Raw genomic sequence first — 17139 nt, forward strand, 5'->3', positions numbered from 1 at the left:
TGCCGACCGTTGGTGGTGGGTGCCGACCGTTGGTGGTGGGTGCCGACCGTTGGTCGGCACGCCGTTAAAGCCACCCGACCAACGGTCGGGTGCTACCCGCTGATCGGCAGCGCCGATCAGTTGCCCGACAGCATCCGGCGGATCTTGCGGCCGATGCGGGTCAGGAACGAATCACCCGTGTCGGCGGCCGTACGCACCGGCTTGGCCACCACCTGCACCGGGGTGACCGGGCTGGCGCCATTGCCGGCGGTGTTCTGCGCACCCTCGGCACCTTCGACCGGACGGCCGTGGCGGCGACGACGACGCTTGCGCGTCTTGTGCTCGCCATCGGCGGCACCTTCCGGCGCGCCTTCGGCACGCGGCGGGCGCGGCGGACGCGGGGCCTGGGCAGCGGCGCCTTCGGCACCGGCGGCCGGCGCGGCAGCAGCCTGCTCGCCTTCCACGCGCGGCTTGCGCGGGCCACGCGAACGGCGTTCGCCGCTGCGCTCACCGTCGCGACCACCACGGCCACCACCGCCGCTGCCGGAACGGCCGCCGCTACGGCCACCGCCACGACGCTCTTCCTCGGCGGCACGGGCTTCGCGCGCTTCGCGGAAGATCTGGCCGACGCTTTCGTTGTCGTCGCCTTCCTCGCCTTCGGCCGGGGCCGGGCGTTCCGGGCGCGGCAACGGGGTCATCAGTTCCTTGGTGACCGGCTCGGACGGAATCTTCTGCTCGATGTACGCCTCGATGTCCGGCAGGCCCATCGCGTAGCGCTCGCAGGCGAAGCTGATCGCATCACCCTCTTCGCCCAGGCGCGCGGTACGGCCGATGCGGTGCACGTAGTCTTCGGCGTCGAACGGCAGGTCGTAGTTGTAGACGTACTTGATGCCGTCGATGTGCAGGCCGCGGGCGGCCACGTCGGTGGCCACCAGGATTTCCAGCTGGCCCTTCTGGAAGCGGTTGAGCAGGCTCTCGCGCTTCTTCTGCGGCACGTCGCCGGACAGCACGCCGACGCGGTAGCCAGCCTTTTCCAGCGAACGGGCCACGCGCTCGACGAACACCTTGGTGTTGACGAAGACCATGGTGCGCGCGCCTTCGCTGCGCGACAGCAGGCCCAGCAGCAGCGGGATCTTCTCGTCATCGGCCGGGAAGTAGATGCGCTGGCGCACGCGCGCGGCGGTGATGGTCTCGGCTTCGACCACCAGCTTCTGCGGCTCGTTCATGTGCTCGTAGGCCAGCTCCAGCACGCGGTGGCTGAGGGTGGCGCTGAACAGCAGGGTCTGGCGGGTGGTGCGCTCCGGCATGCGGCGCAGCAGGAAGCGGATGTCCTTGATGAAGCCCAGGTCGAACATGCGGTCGGCTTCGTCCAGCACGCAGATCTCGCAGGCGTGCAGCGAGACCACCTTGTGCTGCTTCACGTAGTCGATCAGGCGGCCCGGGGTGGCGATGATGACGTCCACGCCCTGCTGCAGCAGCTCGCGCTGCTTGTCGTAATCAACGCCGCCGTAGACCAGGGCGAAACGCAGGCCCAGGTCGGAACCGAACTTCACCGCATCCTTGTGGATCTGGATGGCCAGTTCACGGGTCGGGGCCAGGATGAGCGCGCGCGGATCTTCCGGCTTGCGGTCGGCCAGGGCCGGACGCGTCAGCAGGCGGTTCACGACAGCGACCAGGAAGGCCAGCGTCTTGCCGGTGCCGGTCTGCGCCTGGCCGGCCACATCACCGCCGGGCAGCGCGACCGGCAGGGTCAGCGCCTGGATCGGGGTGCAGCGGGTGAATCCGGCTCCTTCAAGACCAGCCTGCAGGGCCGGATGCAGCTCGAAGGAGGAGAAGGTCAAATCGGTCAGCGGTTTGTCGCTCATGTGTCCGTCTTGGTATGGCCGCCGGCCCACGGGGCGGCTGGCACTTCAGCGTCTAGGGGAACCGTCGCAAACTGCGTCCCCTGCGGCGGGTTGGCAGGCTGGGACCACCCGGTCCGCACGCCGCACAATGCCCCAGTTTAACGCACTCGGGCCGGCAAACCGGAACCACCCGTCTCACCGAACCCGGAGACGCAAGGCCCCTACCCGCCCTTCACCCAGCCGCACGCCACTTGAACGGCCCCGCCAGGGCCACTGGCCCCGCCGCGGTGCCACCCCCATGTTCTCGAAGACAGTGAAATCCGACACATACCGGGCTGGGACACGATCACGATACGCTGGGTTCCAGCCAGCAACTGTCCCCGCCGCGCGATAGGGGTACACTGCCGGCCGTGAGCGTCCAGGCATCCCGCCGAACGCACCGCGGCAGACCGCCGCGAGGCAACGACGAGGGTCGCGCCACCGGGCATGGCCCAGTTCACCCACCTCCGGCCTGGCCGGGTGCAATCCAAGACGAGAAACCAAGATGAGCGACAAGGTTGTACACGTCGGCGATGCCGACTTTGATAGCGCCGTGCTGAATTCCAAGGAACCGGTGCTGGTCGATTTCTGGGCCGAGTGGTGTGGCCCCTGCAAGATGATCGCCCCCGCGCTGGACGAACTGGCCGACGCCTACCAGGGCCGCGCCAAGATCGCCAAGGTCAACGTCGACAACAACCGTGCGCTGGCCGCCAAGTACCACGTGCGTTCGATCCCGTACCTGGTCGTGTTCAAGGACGGCGAAAAGGTCGGCGAGCAGATCGGTGCGGTGGGCAAGGCCCAGCTGGCCGGCCTGCTGGACAAGGCCCTGGCCTGATCCTGCTGTTCCACGGCAGCCGCTGACCGCGGCTGCCGCTGGGCGCCCCGCGCCCACATGAATGCAGTTCCCGGTGACCCTTGCACGGCGCCGCTGGCCGATGATAGTGTCGGCATATCCGGCCGCGTTCGCGTGCCGCACCCTCTGGACGCAGTTTCTTCCAGACCCATTCCCAACGTTCGCCGCCCCAGCCGGGCGCTCGCACCTTCAAGCGAGGAATAACGCTCTTGTCCGATAACACTCCCGAAACCGGCAGCGCCGATGCGCCCGCCGAAAAGCGCGTGCGCAAGCCCCGCGTGAGCAAGGCAGCCGCTCCGGCCGCCGCCGAAACCAGCGCTGCCCCCGCGCAGCCGACCCTGCCGCTGGCAGCCGCGCCCGAAGCGCCGGCACCGGCCGCAGCCGCCCCCGCGCCGAGCGCGCCTGCCGCTGAAGCCCCCGCCGCCGGCGGCGGTGAAGGTGGCGAAGGCCGCGAATCCGGCCAGCGCCAGCAGAACCACCAGGGCGGTGGCCAGAACCAAGGCCAGGGCCAGAACAACAACCCCTACAACCAGGGTGGCCAGAACGGCCAGCAGGGCCAGGGCAACCGCCGCGACCGCTTCCGCAACCGTCGCGACCGCGACCGTGGTGGCCGTGGCCGCGATGACGGCATGCCGCAGGACGGCGGCGAGCAGCAGCCCTTCGTGCCGCGCCCGCACGCCAACGTGCCGGAAGGCTTCCCGGTCTACTCGCTGAGCGACCTCAAGCGCATGCCGGCGCAGAAGCTGCTGGAAATCGCCGAGCAGCTGCAGATCTCCGAAGGCGTCGCCCGCGCCCGCAAGCAGGACGTCATCTTCGCCCTGCTGAAGGTGCTGACCCGCCACGGTGACGGCGTCGCCGCCGACGGCGTGCTGGAAATCCTGCCCGACGGCTTCGGCTTCCTGCGCGCGGCCGAGGCCAGCTACCTGGCCGGCCCGGACGACACCTACATCTCGCCCAGCCAGATCCGCCGCTTCAACCTGCGCACCGGCGACCACATCTCCGGCCGCATCCGCTTCCCGAAGGACGGCGAGCGCTACTTCGCGCTGAACATCGTCGACACCATCAACGGTGAGCCGATCGAAGCGTCGAAGAACAAGGTGCTGTTCGAGAACCTGACCCCGCTGTTCCCGCGTCGCCGCTTCACCCTGGAGCGCGGCAACGGTTCGTCGGAAGACATCACCGGCCGCATCCTCGACCTGATGGCGCCGCAGGGCAAGGGCCAGCGCTCGCTCATCGTTTCCCAGCCGAAGGCCGGCAAGACGATGATGATGCAGCAGGTGGCCACGGCCATCACCACCAACCACCCGGACGTGCACCTGATCGTGCTGCTGATCGACGAGCGCCCGGAAGAAGTGACCGAAATGCAGCGCACCGTGCGCGGCGAGGTCATCAGCTCGACCTTCGACGAGCCGGCCGCGCGCCACGTGCAGGTGGCCGAAATGGTCATCGAGCGTGCCAAGCGCCTGGTCGAGCACAAGAAGGACGTGGTGATCCTGCTGGACTCCATCACCCGCCTGGCCCGCGCCTACAACAACGTGGTGCCGAGCTCGGGCAAGGTGCTGACCGGTGGTGTCGACGCCAACGCCCTGCATCGCCCGAAGCGCTTCTTCGGTGCCGCGCGCAACGTGGAAGAAGGCGGCAGCCTGACCATCATCGCCACCGCGCTGGTCGACACCGGCTCGAAGATGGACGAGGTGATCTACGAAGAGTTCAAGGGCACCGGCAACAGCGAAGTGCACCTGAGCCGTCGCATCGCTGAAAAGCGCGTGTTCCCGGCCATCGACATCAACCGTTCGGGCACCCGCCGCGAAGACCTGCTGATCGAACCGGAACTGCTGCAGAAGATCTGGATCCTGCGCAAGCTGCTGCATCCGATGGATGAAATGGCCGCGATGGAATTCCTGCTGGACAAGATGAAGAACACCAAGTCCAACGACGAGTTCTTCGGTTCCATGAAGCGATAAGAAAAAAGCCCCGCACTGCGGGGCTTTTTTTTGCCTTCGGGATGGCTCATCCACGCATGGCGTGGATCTACTCGTGGCGCCCGGCGGCATGCATCTACCGGTAGCGCCGGGCCATGCCCGGCGGCAGGCCTCTACGCGCAGACCTCGCGCGGGTCCAGGCCGAGGTCACGGCAGATACGGTCGTGGGCCAGGCCGGCACAGCGCAGCGTGCCGCCCAGCATTTCGCTGAGCATGCTGCTGCCGCGATAGGCCAGGTAGCACCACGGCTCGACCGGTACCTTGCCGCCCTGCGCCTTCATCACCACGCGCGCCTCGTCCCAGGCACCGGCGAGGTAGAGGGCCAGGGCGAACTCGGCGCGATGGCGGCGCTCACGCGATGAGGTGCAGGCCGCCAGCGCGCGCTCCAGGCCGGCGGGCTGCACGTCCAGCCAGTCCAGCAGCGCCTTGCGCACCAGGTCGGCCAGGCCGGGCACGTTGGCGGTACGCACCACCCCGACGATCTCCAGCGGCGCATCGCACTCGTCCATCCACGGGTAGGTCCATTCCACCACGTGCGCCGCGATCGCCGCATGGGCATCGCGGCCGCGCGGGGCGTGGTCGCTGATCCAGCGCAGGTACGCCCACATCTCCTCGTCACTGCCGTCCCACTTTTCCATGCTGGCCTTGGCCAGCACGTAGACCGAGGGCGCGTGGTACGGCGCCAGCGCCATCACCTGCGCGAAGCGCTCGCTGCGCGCCTCACGTTCGATGTCGCACACCACGTCACAGTGCAGCAGGCCATAGAACGCCAGGGGCGGTGCGTCCGCACGCTCGGCCAGCGCCTTGAAAAGCCGCTGCGCGGCCTGGAACTTCAGCGGGAAGGCGCGCCGGCGCGCTTCAGGGATTTCATGAAAGTAGGTTTCGCCGCGCAGGCGCCAGCCTTCGCCCAGCTCGGCAAAGGCCAGCAGCAATGCGGCATCGATGGAATCGGGCTCGTGTGCGTGCCATTGCGCGGCGAGTGCAGGCGCCTGCACCTGCTTGCCGAGGTAGGCGTAGAAATCCACCTGGCTGCCTTCGTGGAGATCGGCCATCACCGCCGAGGCCTGCGCGTAGGCGCCCTGCCGCACCAGCTCAAGCAGCGCGCGTGCGTCGTCGACGCACGTGACATCGATGGTGGAACCATGAGGCTGCAGCCTCACGCTCTGGAGTAAACGGCGCATGGTCGTCCTTGTCTGTGGATCCGCACGACACGCGGATCGCTTCCTGGTGCGCCAGTGTAACGGCGCACCAGGACACGTGGACGGAACGACATCAAGCTTTGCTCCGCTCGCCGGGCACCACCCGGCGCAACCGCGTGGCTTACGGGCAGGCCACAGCACCTTCGGCATGGGCCGTGTTGGCGGTCAGCTTGACCTGGGTGAACGCAGCCGCGAACGGCGTGTCGGCAGTCACCACGAACGGCGCTTCCACCGCGCCCAGGGCAACACCCTGCCTGGCGAAGCACGCCAGCGGCACGGTCACCGTCTGCTTCTGCCCGGGCGACAGCTTGGCCAGCAGCGGGGCGATGTCCACCCCGCCCTCGCAGCCACTGCCGCATTGCATGGTCACCCTCACCGGCGAGGCCGGGCGCTTCACCAGCTGCACGTCGAACTGCAGCGCGCCGTTGCTGCGCGCCAGGGCGCCGAGGTTGCGTCGCGAGGTGCTGCGTGCGATCAGCTGGGCCGGGGCCAGCCAGGTCACTTCCTTGGCGTCCTGCTGGGTGTTCACCTGCACGGTGCGCACCTGCACCACCGGCTTGGCGGTGGGCCAGCGCAGGGTGGCGTTGAGGTCGCTGCCCAGCGGCTGGGTCGCACCCGCTGCCGCCACGTGCAGCGCGAACGGCGGCGTGTCGGCACGGTTGAAGATCGGCAGCACGGTCACTTCGCCGCAGCTGTCCGGGTCGGCTTCGTCAAGCCTCGCGACCTTGCCACCCTTGGCGTAGCTCAGGCCATAGCCGAGCGCGAACAGCGATGGCTTCTTCGCATCGGGCTGGTCGATCGGTGCTGGACACGGCACGCCCGGCCACGGGAAGCTGAGGCGGCCGCGGAAGTCGTGCACGGGCTTGCCACCCTTGCCGGCCACCAGCACGTCGGTCACGCCCTTGCCTTCGGTGCCCGGCAGCCAGGCCGCGACGAAGGCGCTGGACAGGTTGAGCAGGTCGTTGGTGTACATCGGGCGGCCGGACATGTAGACCGTGACCACCGGCTTGCCGGTCGCAGCGGCGGCCTTCAGTGCGGCTAGGTCCTGCGGGTAGGCACGGCTGTGGCTCACGGTATCCGAGGCGAGGATGTCGCCGTTGGTTTCCGCATACGGGGTCTCGCCGATCACCGCCAGCACCACGTCGAACGCCTTCGGGTCGATGCCCTGGCCATCGGCGCTGAAGCTGACCTTGTCCGTACCCAGTTCGGCGCGCAGCGCACCCAGCACCGAATCGGCGTTGGGGAAATCGGCGTTCTTGTTCTCGGTACCCTGCCAGGTCAGCGACCAGCCACCGGACTGGTCGCCGATGTTGTCGGCGCCCTTGCCGACCACCAGCACGCGCGCATCGCGGCGCAGCGGCAGCACCTTGTTGTCGTTCTTCAGCAGCACCAGCGATTCGCGCACCGCGCGGCGCGCCAGCTCGCGGTGCTGCACGGCCGTGGCATCGCCGGCGTAGCGGCTGTCGGACGGCTTGTGCTCGAACAGACCAGCGCGCAGCTTCACCCGCAGGATGCGCGTCACCGCATCGTCGATGCGCGCCATCGGGATCTCGCCCTTCTGCACCTGCGCGGTGGTGTTGTCGATGAAGGCCTTCCAGTCGTCGGGCACCATCACCATGTCGATGCCGGCGTTGATCGCCTGCGCGCAGCTGTCGTTGCGGCAGCCGGGCACCTGGGCGATGCCGTTCCAGTCGGAGACGACGAAGCCGTCGAAGCCCATCTTGTCCTTCAGCGCGTCGGTCAGCAGCGCCTTGCTGCCGTGCATCTTGCCGTAGTCGACGCCGGCGGCACGATCGTTCCAGCTGCTGAACGAGGCCATCACCGTCTGCGCGCCTTCGGCCAGTGCACCGTAGTAGCCCTGCGCATGCACGTTGACCATCGTCGCCTTGTCGACCAGCGCTTCGCCCTGGTCACGGCCGCTGTCGGTGGCGCCATCGCCGAGGTAGTGCTTGGCGGTGGTGATCACGTTGCCGTCATCCTTGAACGCGCCCTGCGCGCCCTTGACGTAGGCATGGGCGAAGCTGCGGATCACCGCCGGGTCGGACGAATAGCTTTCGTAGGTGCGGCCCCAGCGCGGGTCGTGGGCGACGGCCAGGGTGGGCGCGAACACCCAGCCGATGCCGGTGGCGCGCACCGAGCGTGCGGTCGCTTCGCCGATGCGTTCGATCAGTTCCGGATCACCGGCCGCGCCCAGGCCGATGTTGTGCGGGAACAGGGTGGCGCCCAGCACGTTGTTGTGGCCATGTACCGCATCGGTGCCCCAGATCACCGGCACCGGCGTCTTCGCATCGGTGGCCAGCGAGGCGGCGTGGTAGGCGTCCGCCAGCTTCAGCCAGTCCTGCACGCTGGCGTGCTTGTCCATGCCCGGCCACGAGCCGCCGCCGTTGAGCACCGAACCGATGTAGTAGCGGCGCACCTGCTCGGGCGTGATCGTCTTGATCTCGGCCTGGGTCATCTGCCCGATCTTCTGCGCCAACGTCATCTGCGAAAGGATCTGCTGCACGCGGCTTTCGATCTGCGCATCGGTGGTGATCGCGCTGTGCACGCGCGGCCAGTCCTGCAGGCGTTCACCGCTGGCCGGTGCGGCACCGACGGGCGCGGCAAGGGCGGCCAGCAGGCAGCTGGCAAGAAGGGTCTGGGTGGGGCGATTCACTGGGCTCTACCTCCGTGGATGAAGTTCCTGGCACGCGTGTCTGCGACCGCACGCCGGCATGGGCGCTTGCGCACCGCTCCTGACAGCGCTGTCATATAAGGCGACCCCGCTGCTGTCAATCGTTGTTCGCGGGCAACGTGCCCGCCGTCCCGCAACCACGGGGCCTGGCGCATCATCGACATGCCAGCGCAGTGCGTGGGTGCTGCATCGCGACACGAAATCGGGACGTGCCAGCGCCCCTCATGTCGTGGCAACATCCGCCTGCTTCGGCAACACCGACCGGGCCAGCACGCACTACCATCGCCGCGTGCCCGCCGTCTTCCAGGAGGAACCATCGCATCATGCGCAGTCGAATCGAGGATGTCGCCGCCGTTGCAGGGGTTTCGATCAAGACCGTGTCGCGCGTGCTCAACCATGAGCCGAACGTGCGCGAGCAGACCCGCGAACGCGTGCTGGCGGCGGTAGCGCGGCTGGGCTACAAGCCCAACCTGTCGGCGCGCAGCCTGGCCGGGCAGCGCTCGTATGCACTGGCGCTGGTCTACAACAATCCCTCGCGCAACTACCTGATGGAAATCCAGAGCGGGATGCTGGAAGCCTGCCATGCGCAGCACTACAACCTGATCCTGGGCCCGGTCGGCACCGGCCGCCGCACCCTGCCCGACCTGGCCGCGCTGTTCGAGAATTCGCGCCCGGACGGCGTGGTGCTGATCCCGCCGCTGACCGACGACGAGGTGGTGCTGTCGTACCTGGAAGAACAGGACATCCCCTTCGCCTGCATCGCGCCACGCCACCCGGAAGGCCGCATCGGCGTGCGCATGGATGAAACCACCGCCGTGGTCGAACTGATCGGCCACCTGGTCGCGCAGGGCCATCGCCGCATCGGCCACATCAAGGGCCCGCGCGCGCACGGTGCCTGCCAGTGGCGCCACGCCGGTTACCGCCAGGCGCTGCGCGAGGCGGGCATCGCCTACGACCCGGAACTGGTGGTCAGCGGCCAGTTCTCGTTCGAATCCGGCGTGGACGCCGCCAACACCCTGCTTGACCTGGAAGACCCGCCGACGGCGATCTTCGCCGCCAACGACGACATGGCGGCCGCGGTGTACCGCGTGGCGGGCGAGCGTGGCCTGCGCGTGCCGCGCGACCTCTCGGTATGCGGCTTCGACGACACGCCGATCGCCGGCCACATCTATCCCGCGCTGACCACGGTGCGCCAGCCGACCGCGCACATGGGCCGACTGGCGACCGAGCAGCTGATCGAGCACATCCGCGCCGAGACGGCCGGACGCATGATCACCGTCGAGCACGCGGTGCTGGATCGCGAATCGACCGCGGCACCACGCCGGCGCTGACGCTCCCTGCTGCAGCGGACCGACGCGTCCGTTGCGGTTTTCCTCGCATCCATGCGCACGCGGGCGGCCGCCGCTTCGCCGTGCGCGATGAAGTGACTGTGCGTGCCCAGCACCGTACACGCGTTGTCCGCGGGCGGTCGTTCCCATGTCCAGAACCTGTCCTCCCGGTCATTGATTCAAGCCATCAAGCGGACATGCACGACATCCGCTGTCTGCTCCATTTGTCCAGCGCTGTCAGTGCACTACAACGGCTGCGTTCCACCACTGCACAACGACATCCGCGCAGTTTTGTTCTGCACCGCACAACTCAACTCCACCGATCCATTGGCAGCGCTGTCATTGCTGGAAAACCGCTGAAAATCCCGCAGACAAAGGGAATTCATCAGCATGAGCGCGTTCATGGCAACGTTTACATGACAACCCACTCCGGCGCCGATCAGGTGCACTTGATGGCAGTTTGTTGACAACGCTGTCAACCGTCGCTCCAATCCGGCCACATGCAGTAACCCGCGATCGAGACAACGCCGCAACGACACCACCGAATTCCCTGGGGAGGGAGCTTCCATGAAGACGTACAAGGCAGTACCTCGCAAGACGATGCTCACTTCCGCGCTGCTCGCAGCGCTTGCTGCACCGGCCTGGGCGCAGGACGCACCTGCCGGCGAGACACCCGACCCGGCCACGCTCGATACGGTGCAGGTCACCGGCATCCGCGGCAGCCTGCAGTCGTCGATGAACCTCAAGCGCGACAGCCAGGGCGTGGTCGATGGCATCGTCGCCGAGGACATCGGCAAGTTCCCCGATACCAACCTGGCCGAGTCTCTGCAGCGCATCAGCGGCGTGTCGATCGACCGCACCTCCAGCGGCGAAGGCTCGAAGGTGACCGTGCGCGGCATCGGCCCCGACTACAACCTGGTGCTTTTGAACGGCCGGCAGATGCCGGCGTCCAATCTCGGCAACGGCGGTGGTGGCCTCAACGGCTCGCGCTCGTTCGACTTCGCCAACCTCGCTTCCGAATCGATTTCGGCGGTGGAGGTCTACAAGACCAGCCGCGCCGACAATCCGGCCGGCGGCATCGGCGCCACCATCAACATCAAGACGCTGCGCCCGCTGGAGTCGGAGCCGGTGATCAGCCTCGGCCTGAAGGCGGTCAACGATTCGTCCAACGACAACCTGCCGCGCACGCTGCAGGGTTCCAACGTCACCGGCGAGCTGTCGGGCATCTTCAGCCAGCGCTATGCCGACGACCGCTTCGGCGTGTCGCTCAGTGCCAGCCACCAGGAGCGCGACTCCGGCTTCAACCAGGCCACCGTGGCCGAGGGTTGGGCCACGTTCTACGGCAACGAAGCCACCGACTGGCGCGCCCTGCCGCAGCCGGGCCAGGGCTATTCGGACCGCATCACCAACCGGCCGGGCCCGAACGATGTGTATGCGCGGCCGCAGAACACCGCGTACAACGTCAACGGCGTGCAGCGCCAGCGTACCAACGCGCAGGCCACCTTCCAGTGGAAGCCGGCCGACAACATCACCACCACGCTGGACTACACCTATGTCGAGAACAAGGTGCAGCAGCAGCGCAGCGAACTGTCGGTGTGGTTCAACTACGGCCCGGGCGACAGCATCTGGACCAATGGCCCGGTGTCGGCGCCGATCATCTACAGCGAGGACATGACCAACTCGGACGTGTCGATGGGCGGCGCGCGGCTGGCCACCAAGACCGACATGCACTCGCTCGGCTTCAATGTGGACTGGGAAGTGAACGACGCGCTGGACCTGTCGTTCGACGCGCACAACTCGCAGGCCGAATCGCAGCCGGACAGCCCGTACGGTTCGGCCGGCGTGCTCGGCGTGGCCGCCTTCGTGCGCGGCACCACCACCGTCGACTACAGCGGTGACCTGCCGATCATCAACATCGCCCTGCCGCCGGGCGGCGTGCAGGCGTCCGATGCGCTGGTCACCGGTTCGGTATTCCAGAACAGCTACAACAAATCCAAGGTGCAGCAGTACCAGGGCCGCGGTACGTTCCGCTTCGCCGACTACTCGGCGCTTGACTTCGGCGTCGGCCACACCCAGGTGGAGAACCGCTCGGCCTCGGCCATCATGCAGCGCAATACCTGGGGCGGCCTGGGTTCGCCGTCCGACTATGCCGATGACATCTGGTACGCGGACAACATGGCCAAGTACTTCAAGGCCTTCTCAGGGCACAGCGATCCGCGCCTGACCGGCCAGTTCCTGGTGTTCGACTTCGACCGCCTGATCGACCGTGCCGCACAGGTCGGTACCGCCTCCGACCCGGCCTGCCCGACCTGCTACTACGCGCCGACCGAGTACTCCGAAGACATCCGCACCACCGAGAAGACCCGCAGCGCCTACCTGCAGTACCGCACCACCTTCGACTGGTCGATTCCGCTGCACGTGGCGGCCGGCGTGCGCTACGAGCAGACCGAAGTGGAATCCAGCGCGATGGTGCGTGTGCCGACGGGCATCAGCTGGGGCTCGGCCAACGAACTGAACATCGTCTACGCGCCGGAGAGCAGCTTCATCGGCGGCCGCGGCAAGTACGACTACGTGCTGCCCAACGTCGACCTGAAGCTGGACCTGAGCGAATCGCTGGCACTGCGCGGCAGCTACAGCCGCACGCTGGGCCGCCCGAGCTGGACGCAGATCCAGAGCGGCCAGTCGCTGGCCGACATCGTGCGCACCCAGGGTGGCAGCGGCAGCCGCGGCAACCCCAGCCTGGAGCCGCTGATCTCGGACAACTTCGACCTCTCGCTGGAGTGGTACTACGGTGAGGCCAGCTACGCGTCGGCCGGCTTCTTCCGCAAGAACATCAAGAACTTCATCAGCGACACCGTGGTGCGCGAGAACAGCGGCAACCTGCACACGCCGGTCGGCGGCGCCTACTGGAACGAGGCACTGGCCTCGTGTGGTGGCACCGACATGCCCTGCATCCGCGATTACATCTTCACCAACCATGCCGGCGATCCGGGCGTGAACTTCACCGGCGTCAATTCGGCCGGCCAGCTGACCGGCACCATCGAAGGCCTGCCGACCGATCCGATCGCCGGCTTCGACATCACCGTGCCGGCCAACCAGCACTCGGACCACCTCGATGGCTGGGAAGTGGCGGTGCAGCACCTGTTCGGCCAGTCCGGTTTCGGCCTGGCTGCCAACTACACCAAGGTGAAGTCGGGGCTGACGTTCAACAACCTCAGCCTGGGTGACCAGTACCCGATGATCGGCCTGAGCGACTCGGCCAACCTGGTTGCGTTCTACGACAAGAACTCGTGGCAGATCCGTGCGGCCTACAACTGGCGCGACAAGTTCCTCAACGGCATCGGTGGCCAGGGCCCGAACCCGAACTACACCGCCGCCTACGGCCAGCTCGATCTGAACATTAGCTACGCGGTGAGCGAGCAGCTGAGCCTGAGCCTGGAAGCGATCAACCTGACCGACGAGACCATGCGCACCTACTCGCGCCACACCAACATGCTGCGCTACGCGACCCAGACCGGCCCGCGCTACATGTTCGGCGTGCGTTACAAGTTCTGACCGGCTGCAGTAGTGTGGAGCCGAGCCCAGGCTCGGCTCCACACTGCCCCGGATACCCGCGCATGTTGCCTCTGCCCCGCCCCATCGAAGAGATCCACGGCCTGGACCCGGCGCAGCTGCACGTGCAGCTGCCCACCTGGACCACGCCGAAGGTGATCCGTGGGCTGGTGGCGCACTGGCCGCTGGTGATGGCCGCGCGCCGATCCGCCGCCGAGGCGGTGGCCCACCTGGCCAGCTTCGACCATGGGCAGATGCCGGTGACCGCGACCACCGCCGCACCCGACACGCGGGGCCGGTTGTTCTACAACGACGACATGAGCGGCTTCAATTTCCGCCGCGAGCAGATTCCGCTGAAGGTGGTGCTGGCCACGCTGCTGAAGTACGCCAGCGATCCCGCGCCGCCCTCCATCTATGTGGCGTCGACCACGCTGGACAGCTTCCTGCCGGGTTTCAGCCGGGCCAATCCGCTGCACCTCGGCGTGGCCGATCCGCTGGCCAGCATCTGGATCGGCAACCGTTCGCGCATCGCCGCCCACCAGGACGTGCCGGACAACCTGGCCTGCGTGGCGGCCGGCCGCCGCCGCGTCACCCTGTTCGCACCGGAGCAGATCGACAACCTGTACGTCGGGCCGCTGGACTTCACCCCGGCCGGTCAGGCGATCAGCCTCGTCGATTTCCATGCGCCGGACCTGCAGCGCTTCCCGCGCTTCGCGCAGGCGTGGGCGCAGGCACAGGTGGCCGAGCTGGAGCCCGGCGACGCGGTGTTCATTCCCTCGCTGTGGTGGCACCACATGGAAGGCCTGGAAGCGTTCAACGTGCTGGTCAACAGCTGGTGGCGACCGGTGCCGGCCTGGATGGATTCACCGATGAACGCGCTGATGCTGGCCATCCTCGCCCTGCGCGACCTGCCGCCGGAACAGCGCGCGCACTGGCGCACGATGCTTGACCACTATGTCTTCGACGCCGGCGTGCACACGGCCGCGCACGTGCCGCCCGATGCGCAGGGCGTGCTGGCGCCGCTGGATGCGGCCGGCGCCGAACGCGTGCGCGATACGCTGCGGCGACGCCTGCAACGCTGACACCGGGTCACCGTACTTTCCCCGGGGCAGGCGAATGTGTCCATAATGGCGGCTCCCCCACCGTTCGTGCCCGGCTGCGCCGCCGCAGCAGTGGGCGCAGTCGCCGCATGCCACCGATCTCCAACCGCCTCAACCTGGGCAAGCTGATTCTTGGTCTGGCCCTGCTGAGTACGCTCATCGCCCTCGGCAACACGCTGCTGGCCAGCTACCGCGTGCAGCGCGACCAGCTGGTGGGCAACACCCTGGAAGCCAACCGCGTGTACACCAGCAAGCTGGCCGACACGACGCAGACCTTCCTGCTCTCCGCGCAGCAGCAGCTGGCCTACGCCGCCACCCGCCTCGGCGAAAGCGGCCTGGATGCCGGCCACGCCCAGGATGAAGCCAGCCGCCTGCAGCTGCAGTCCAGCAGCTTCAACTCGTCGCTGGTGGTCAATGCCAGCGGCCTGGTCATCGCCACCTCGCCGCAGACCCTGCAGCTGCAGGGCGAAGTGCTGAAGAGCTTCGGCAACAACCAGGCGCTGGCGCGTCGCCAGCCGATGATCAGCGATCCCTACCAGTCGGCGACGGGCAAGCTGCTGATCTCGCTGTCGCACCCCATCTTCGACCGCCAGGGCGCCTACCTGGGCTACGTCAGCGGCACCCTGTACCTGCGCCAGCGCAGCGCGCTGCATACGCTGCTGGGCAAGCACTATTACCGCGATGGTTCCTACCTGTACGTGGTCGACCACAACGGCCGCATCATCTACCACAACAATCCGAAGGAAGTGGGCACCTACGCGCTGGACAACCCGGCGGTAAAGGCGGTGATGCGCGGCCATTCCGGCAGCCAGCAGCTGGTCAACAACCATGGCGTGGCACAGCTGTCCGGCTATGCCCCGGTGCCGGCCACCGGCTGGGGCATCATCGCCCAGCGCCCGACCGAAGCGACCCTGCAGCCGCTGTCGCGGTTGATGACCTCGGTCATCTGGAACGCGATCCCGCTGGGCGTGCTCTCGCTGCTGATCACCTGGTGGTTCGCCAGGCGCATCTCGATGCCGCTGTGGCAGCTGGCGCGCAACGTGCAGGAAGGCGAAGACACCGGCAACGCGATCAACCATGTCACCGGCATCCGTGCGTGGTACTTCGAAGTGGCGCAGCTGAAGCAGGCGGTGCTGTACAGCTTCAATGCGCTGCAGGACCGCATCGGCACGCTCAACCGCGCCAGCCGGACCGACCCGATGACCGGGCTGCTGAACCGCCGCGGCCTGCAGAACGCGCTGGAGATGCTGCAGGCGCAGGGCGTGCCGTTCGCGATCGTGGCGCTGGACATCGACCGTTTCAAGGCGATCAACGACGGCCACGGCCATGATGTCGGCGATGCCGCCATCGTCCACATCGCCGAGCAGATGCGCCGCCATTCGCGCGAGACCGACGTGCTGTGCCGCGCCGGTGGCGAGGAATTCCTGGTGCTGCTGCCGGGCGTCAGCGTGGCGGCGGCGCAGCAGACCGCCGAGCGCCTGCGCCAGGCGATTGCCGGGCAGCCGTTCGCACCGGTCGGCCACATCACCGTGTCGCTGGGCGTGGCCCATTTCCCCACGTTCCATGCCGACGTGGAGCAGGCGTTGCGACTGGCCGACAAGGCCCTGTACCTGGCCAAGGAACAGGGCCGCAACCGCGTGGTGGTCTACCCGCACGCGGATTGATCCGTGCGCGGGCGCGCCAGGCCATGCCTGGCGCTGTGGCCGCGTCGGTCAGCCCAGCGGCGTCAGCAGGCGCGGGCCGTCCTTGCGGCCGACCATGTAGACGCCGCCTTCGGGCAGCAGGTCGGAGCCGCTGGCATTCGCGTCTTCGCCGGTCTTCCACGGTGCCTGCTGGCGCGGGCCCGGGATGTAGGCCGACCAGCGGCCGTAGCGCTCCTTCTTCGAGTCGAAGGCGTAATGGACGGGAACCCGCACGGTCCAGAACTCGGCGTCCTTGTCCTTGCCGGTCGTCGGCGGATTGAAGGTCCAGGTGCGCGCGGTCTTGACGCTGGCCTTGGCCAGCACGTCCCGCAGCATGTCCATGGTGCGACCAGGACCGACCGAGGTCAGGTTGGTCCGTTCGGCAATCACGTCGGCAACCTTGCCATCACGGCCGATCTTGACCAGCAGCAGCACCACGCCCTGGCCGCGGATCGAGGCTGCCTTTTCCGGATACACCGGCGGGCGCATGCTCACCGCGCGGATGTCGTCGCTGCCGAGGTTGTTCTCGTCGCGGACCTTGTCGAAGTTCGCGTCGGTCACGCGGACCTGCATGGTGTTGCCGGCCAGGTTGTCCGCCAGCAGGCGCAGCTGGACGGTGGTACGCGCACGCACCGGCTGGCCATCGACCAGCACCGGCTCGAAACGCCACGCCTTGACCGTGCCGTCGACCATCGTCGCCACGTCTTCGGCAACCTTCTCGCGGTGGTCGAGCTGGAAGCCTTCGATCTGGCCATCGCGGCCGATGTCGATGACGCCACTGAGCGTCATGCTGGCCTCGGTCTGCTTGCGTACTTCACGTGCGGTCTGCGCATCGGCGGTGCCGATGCAGGCCGCGCCGCCACCGAGGGCCAGGGTCAGGGTCAGGGCCAGGAAAAGGGAAGATCGCATA

General features: G+C 67.6%; 11 protein-coding genes. 7 read left to right on the forward strand and 4 right to left on the reverse strand.

Features of this window, described 5'->3' with window-relative positions; genetic code table 11:
* Positions 1-116 precede the first annotated feature (116 nt).
* Positions 117-1844: an ATP-dependent RNA helicase RhlB gene (gene rhlB / locus C1925_RS18705; RefSeq protein WP_108770205.1), complete on the reverse strand. Its 1728-nt coding sequence runs from the start codon at positions 1842-1844 to the stop codon at positions 117-119.
* Between the two features lie 523 nt (positions 1845-2367).
* Between rhlB and trxA the strand changes: the two genes are divergently transcribed.
* Together trxA and rho are read left to right on the forward strand one after the other, a co-directional pair.
* Positions 2368-2697: a thioredoxin gene (gene trxA, locus C1925_RS18710; protein ID WP_025878607.1), complete on the forward strand. Its 330-nt coding sequence runs from the start codon at positions 2368-2370 to the stop codon at positions 2695-2697.
* Positions 2698-2924: 227 nt separating this feature from the next.
* A complete protein-coding gene (rho, locus tag C1925_RS18715; RefSeq protein ID WP_108770206.1) occupies positions 2925-4679 on the forward strand; it encodes a transcription termination factor Rho in 1755 nt (584 codons plus the stop codon).
* Between the two features lie 131 nt (positions 4680-4810).
* Here the strand turns inward: rho and C1925_RS18720 are convergent, their stop codons facing one another.
* The gene (locus C1925_RS18720; protein WP_159097569.1) at positions 4811-5878 is read right to left on the reverse strand and encodes a hypothetical protein; all 1068 of its coding nucleotides are present in this window, start codon (positions 5876-5878) and stop codon (positions 4811-4813) included.
* A 139-nt stretch (positions 5879-6017) separates the two neighbouring features.
* Positions 6018-8549 (reverse strand): glycoside hydrolase family 3 protein, encoded by a 2532-nt coding sequence (locus C1925_RS18725; RefSeq protein ID WP_108770208.1) that lies wholly within the window; start codon positions 8547-8549, stop codon positions 6018-6020.
* A gap of 341 nt (positions 8550-8890) precedes the next feature.
* On the opposite strand from C1925_RS18725, the gene C1925_RS18730 reads away from it, so the two are divergent.
* The 5 genes from C1925_RS18730 (at position 8891) to C1925_RS18745 (ending at position 16211) form a co-directional block, all read left to right on the forward strand.
* On the forward strand, positions 8891-9898 hold the full coding sequence (locus C1925_RS18730; RefSeq protein WP_108770209.1) for a LacI family DNA-binding transcriptional regulator: 1008 nt from the start codon (positions 8891-8893) through the stop codon (positions 9896-9898).
* Between the two features lie 194 nt (positions 9899-10092).
* A complete protein-coding gene (locus C1925_RS21055) occupies positions 10093-10362 on the forward strand; it encodes a hypothetical protein (protein ID WP_159097570.1) in 270 nt (89 codons plus the stop codon).
* 100 nt (positions 10363-10462) lie between these two features.
* Positions 10463-13450: a TonB-dependent receptor gene (locus C1925_RS18735; RefSeq protein WP_108770210.1), complete on the forward strand. Its 2988-nt coding sequence runs from the start codon at positions 10463-10465 to the stop codon at positions 13448-13450.
* A gap of 62 nt (positions 13451-13512) precedes the next feature.
* Positions 13513-14529: a cupin-like domain-containing protein gene (locus tag C1925_RS18740; protein WP_108770211.1), complete on the forward strand. Its 1017-nt coding sequence runs from the start codon at positions 13513-13515 to the stop codon at positions 14527-14529.
* 107 nt (positions 14530-14636) lie between these two features.
* Entirely contained in the window at positions 14637-16211 is a 1575-nt protein-coding gene (locus tag C1925_RS18745) for a sensor domain-containing diguanylate cyclase (RefSeq protein WP_108770212.1), read from the forward strand.
* A 48-nt stretch (positions 16212-16259) separates the two neighbouring features.
* Here C1925_RS18745 and C1925_RS18750 read toward each other — a convergent pair whose 3' ends face one another.
* Entirely contained in the window at positions 16260-17138 is an 879-nt protein-coding gene (locus C1925_RS18750) for an energy transducer TonB (protein ID WP_108770213.1), read from the reverse strand.
* Position 17139: the final 1 nt, after the last annotated feature.

The sequence above is a fragment of the Stenotrophomonas sp. SAU14A_NAIMI4_5 genome (genome assembly GCF_003086795.1).
Classification (GTDB): Bacteria; Pseudomonadota; Gammaproteobacteria; order Xanthomonadales; family Xanthomonadaceae; genus Stenotrophomonas.

Excerpts from the sequence above, each read along its gene's own strand:
- rhlB (WP_108770205.1), bottom strand. The coding sequence starts at position 1,844 with ATGAGCGACAAACCGCTGACCGATTTGACCTTCTCCTCCTTCGAGCTG.
- trxA (WP_025878607.1), top strand. The coding sequence starts at position 2,368 with ATGAGCGACAAGGTTGTACACGTCGGCGATGCCGACTTTGATAGCGCC.
- C1925_RS18720 (WP_159097569.1), bottom strand. The coding sequence starts at position 5,878 with ATGCGCCGTTTACTCCAGAGCGTGAGGCTGCAGCCTCATGGTTCCACC.
- C1925_RS18730 (WP_108770209.1), top strand. The coding sequence starts at position 8,891 with ATGCGCAGTCGAATCGAGGATGTCGCCGCCGTTGCAGGGGTTTCGATC.
- C1925_RS21055 (WP_159097570.1), top strand. The coding sequence starts at position 10,093 with ATGCACGACATCCGCTGTCTGCTCCATTTGTCCAGCGCTGTCAGTGCA.
- C1925_RS18735 (WP_108770210.1), top strand. The coding sequence starts at position 10,463 with ATGAAGACGTACAAGGCAGTACCTCGCAAGACGATGCTCACTTCCGCG.
- C1925_RS18740 (WP_108770211.1), top strand. The coding sequence starts at position 13,513 with ATGTTGCCTCTGCCCCGCCCCATCGAAGAGATCCACGGCCTGGACCCG.
- C1925_RS18745 (WP_108770212.1), top strand. The coding sequence starts at position 14,637 with ATGCCACCGATCTCCAACCGCCTCAACCTGGGCAAGCTGATTCTTGGT.
- C1925_RS18750 (WP_108770213.1), bottom strand. The coding sequence starts at position 17,138 with ATGCGATCTTCCCTTTTCCTGGCCCTGACCCTGACCCTGGCCCTCGGT.